Annotated in this window: 4 protein-coding genes; all 4 read right to left on the bottom strand. The window is 46.1% G+C overall.

Annotated elements, in window-relative coordinates:
• Positions 1-92: 92 nt before the first annotated feature.
• Positions 93-959 carry a F0F1 ATP synthase subunit A gene (atpB, locus tag ACTHSP_RS18660; protein WP_440346651.1) on the bottom strand — a complete coding sequence of 289 codons (867 nt, stop codon included), beginning with the start codon at positions 957-959 and terminating at the stop codon, positions 93-95.
• Positions 949-1,302: an ATP synthase subunit I gene (locus ACTHSP_RS18655; RefSeq protein WP_081451150.1), complete on the bottom strand. Its 354-nt coding sequence runs from the start codon at positions 1,300-1,302 to the stop codon at positions 949-951. Before ACTHSP_RS18655 ends, atpB begins: the two co-directional genes overlap by 11 nt.
• Before the next feature lie 274 nt (positions 1,303-1,576).
• Positions 1,577-2,437 carry a ParB/RepB/Spo0J family partition protein gene (locus tag ACTHSP_RS18650; RefSeq protein ID WP_440346650.1) on the bottom strand — a complete coding sequence of 287 codons (861 nt, stop codon included), beginning with the start codon at positions 2,435-2,437 and terminating at the stop codon, positions 1,577-1,579.
• Between the two features lie 101 nt (positions 2,438-2,538).
• Positions 2,539-3,822: chorismate-binding protein (locus ACTHSP_RS18645; RefSeq protein WP_440346649.1), on the bottom strand; the 1,284-nt coding region annotated here is incomplete at its 5' end.

Genomic DNA, 3,822 nt, shown 5'->3' with positions numbered 1-3,822 from the left:
AACCACATGCGATAGCAATCAAACCCATTTTTAAACTCCTTAAAATAGTAAAGGTTAAACTACAAAAAACAAACTACGAAAAAACTACTTGATTAGTGTGCATCATGCGCTTGTCCGATATATACGAACGCCAACGCCATGAAAATAAATGCCTGCAAGGTGATAACCAAAATGTGGAAAATCGCCCAAGCCAAACCGGCAATCAGGTGGAACACAAATAAAATTGGATCCAAAGTTTCGATACTGCCGGTTGATGCCCATGCACCACCCAACAAAGCAATCAGCAAGAACACCAGCTCACCGGCATACATATTACCAAACAACCGCATACCGTGGGATACGGTTTTGGACAAGAACTCTACCAAGTTCAACAAGAAGTTGGCCGGAGCAAGCATCGGACCAAAAGGCGCACTGAACAATTCGTGAATCCAACCGCCAAAGCCTTTGATTTTGATATTGTAATAAATACATACCAACAATACGCCAATTGCCAGAGCCAAAGTGGTATTCAAGTCAGCAGTCGGTACGACACGCAACAGTGCGTGATGATTACCGGTAACGCCTTGCCATACCATTGGCAGCAAATCAACTGGCAACATATCCATGGCGTTCATCAAGAAAATCCAGACAAACAGAGTCAAGCCTAAAGGCGCAACAGCTTTACGCGATTGTTCGTTATGAATAATGCTCTTACACATGTTATCCACGAATTCGAACAGAATTTCAACAGCCGCCTGAAAACGACCGGGTACGCCAGCCGTTGCTTTTTTGGCTCCACGCCACAAAAGGAAGCTGCCGATTACGCCCAACAGAACGGCAAAAAAGATTGCATCAAGGTTAATGAACGAAAAATCAGCGATGTTTTTCAGTCCTTGACCCTGAGTAACATCCGACAAACTGGTCAAGCTTTGCAAGTGGTGCTTGATGTAGTCGGCAGCGGTCATAGTTTCACCTGCCATAGTGTTTCACTCTCAACAATACTAAAAAAACCAAATGACTGACGCTGAGTAACCCCAATAAGAATGGGAAAAATACCAGCGATTGATGCCATATCGCAAAAACGACCGACATAGATACCAGCGACAGCACTACTTTTAAAACCTCTCCACCGACAAACATTGAACTTTGCAGATCGGGATTTCGTCGGGAAAACTTTAAAAGTAAAACTGCAACAAGGGTAGGCAAAATGTACGAAAATCCTCCCGCCAAAGCAGAGAGGAGGCCGGGCAATCCGGAGAATAACGCACAAACAACTGAAATTATTAACAATACAATCACTTGCAATGGGACTATCCGATTCATTGTACTTCACACCCCAAAACGCAAGGCAAATTAATATAATCAAGAAGTTTGTTAACGTCAAGCAATATGTTAATCTTTGTGAACCTTTCACAGATAAATGATTAACACATATAAAACAAATCTTTGCAGGAACGGAGTTTAACACAAATTACATGTTGCTACACAGATTTTATAGAAGATTTTGATTTGTATTGTAAGCATCTGTACGACCAGTCTTTTTATCAAAAATTCAGGCCGTCTGAAATTTTTTTCAGACGGCCTGTTTATAAAACCGTTAAAACTCTTGATTGATACCCAACTGCTTCAGCAAGTATTCAAATGTTTCCGGCGTATCAAAATGCAGTACGATTTTGCCTTTTTTCTGATTGCTGGTTTTGACTTCGGCATTGACACCCAAACGCTCGGTCAGGGCATCATTGATACGGCGGATATCTGGACTGATGGTTTTGGCTGCTTCCGGTTTGGCTTTTTGATGCGCCAACTGACTGCGACGTTCTACTTCGCGTACCGACCAACCGTTTTTGACGGCTTTTTGCGCCAACTCCAATTGGTCAACCACATGCAAGGTCAGCAACGCACGGGCATGACCCATTTCCAGACGGCGTTGATAAAGCATTTCCTGAACCGGCTCAGGCAGGCTCAACAGGCGCAGGCTGTTGGAGATGGCACTACGGCTTTTACCGACGGCTTTTGCGATGGTTTCATGAGTCAGGCCAAATTCGTCGGCGAGACGTTTCAAACCTTGAGCTTCTTCAATCGGATTGAGGTTTTCACGTTGCAGGTTTTCAATCAAACCCATGGCCAACGCGGTTTCGTCGCTAATGGTTTTGATAACGACGGGAATTTCGGTCAAACCGGCTAACTGGGAAGCGCGCCAACGGCGTTCGCCGGCAATCAATTCATATTGAGACAGACCACGTTCGCGTACGATAACAGGCTGGATAATGCCTTGCGCTTTAATGGAATCGGCCAATTCCTGCAAAGCTTCATCATCAATTTGCACACGCGCCTGATAGCGGCCGGGCTGAATATCGGCGATGGCAACCGTTGTCAGGCGGTCGCTACTACTGCTGTCCACTGCATTGGAAATCAGCGAATCCAAACCGCGTCCCAATCCAACTTTTGCTTTTGCCATATTGTTTTCCCTTTCAGACGGCCTCATTGTTGAAATGACGTATTCTATCGGATATTGCCGCTTTACGACAATTTGAATCACGATGATTTGACTATTGCCATTTATTTACGGAGCGAAACCGCAAACACGCCCCTTAAAGCGTTACTCAAGCGGATTTCTTCCGCATTTTCGAACATAGCGCGCGTGATGTGGGTTTCCTTGATTGTATCCGCACCTAAATATAACTTCGGTTGCCTCAATACCGCTTGGCGCATTACCCCGTTCAAAATATCCAAATCCAAAGACGACGTGAGCCATTGTCCTTGATATTTGACGAACACATTGCTTCTTCCACCCTCTAACAAAAGGCCGTCTGAATTAAAAAGCAGACTGTCAAATGCGCCCTGCCCTTCTGCCGTTTTCCATGCTTGGTCAAAAATTTCACGGCGTGTGGTTTTAAAACGGCGCAGATAATCGCGTTGGCTTAATGCGTGTTCACTCAAGATAACGTATTGTTTCCCATCCAATTCAGAAACAGCCGCATGGCTCAATGCAAGGCCGTCTGAAAACAAAGCAGCTTTGACTCTAAATAACCCGCTTGGTAACGCATCTATATAGTGTTGGATTTGCTCTGCCGCATTTTGAGGCCAAGTCAGGTTGAGCGCTTGTGCCGAGCAGTTCAGACGGCCTAAGTGCAAATCGAGCAAACGGCATTGTTTGTCTTCCACGCGCATGGTTTCAAAAATACCAAAATCAGGCCGCAAGTCATTGAGGAAACGCGCTTTCCAACCGCACTCGCGATATTCGGCTTCAGGATCGCTATCAATCACAATCCCTGAACCCACGCCATAAACACCTTGATAAAGGCCGTCTGAAACCGGCTTCAGGGATAAGGTACGAATCACGACATTAAATACGCCTTCAAATCCCAAACCCGTATCGCACGGATGCAAAAAGCCGATGCTGCCTGTGTACAAACCGCGCGGTTCGGATTCAAGAGACTCAATAATCTGCATACTCATGCGTTTGGGCGCGCCGGTAATACTGCCGCATGGGAAGGCCGCACGGAGAATATCGGCAACCGAAACATCAGGCAGCGCCTGCGCCTCGATGGCACTGGTCATCTGCCAAACACTGCCGAAACGGGAAACTTTAAACGGTTCAGGCACGCGTACTTTGCCCGTTTGCGCAATTTTGCCGAGGTCGTTGCGCAATAAATCGACAATCATCACATTTTCGGCGCGATTTTTCGGGTCGTTTTGCAATTCAACGGCACGGCGTTCATCTTGTCCGTCATGAAGAATCGGCGCAGTGCCTTTCATCGGCTCGGTTGTGATCAGGCCGTCTGAATCGATTTTGAGGAAAAGTTCGGGAGAAAAACACAAAGTCCACGCTTCCTGCCCTGC

Source organism: Neisseria sp. P0001.S005, assembly GCF_051963715.1.
This window is presented reverse-complemented; position numbering and strand designations above follow the sequence as displayed.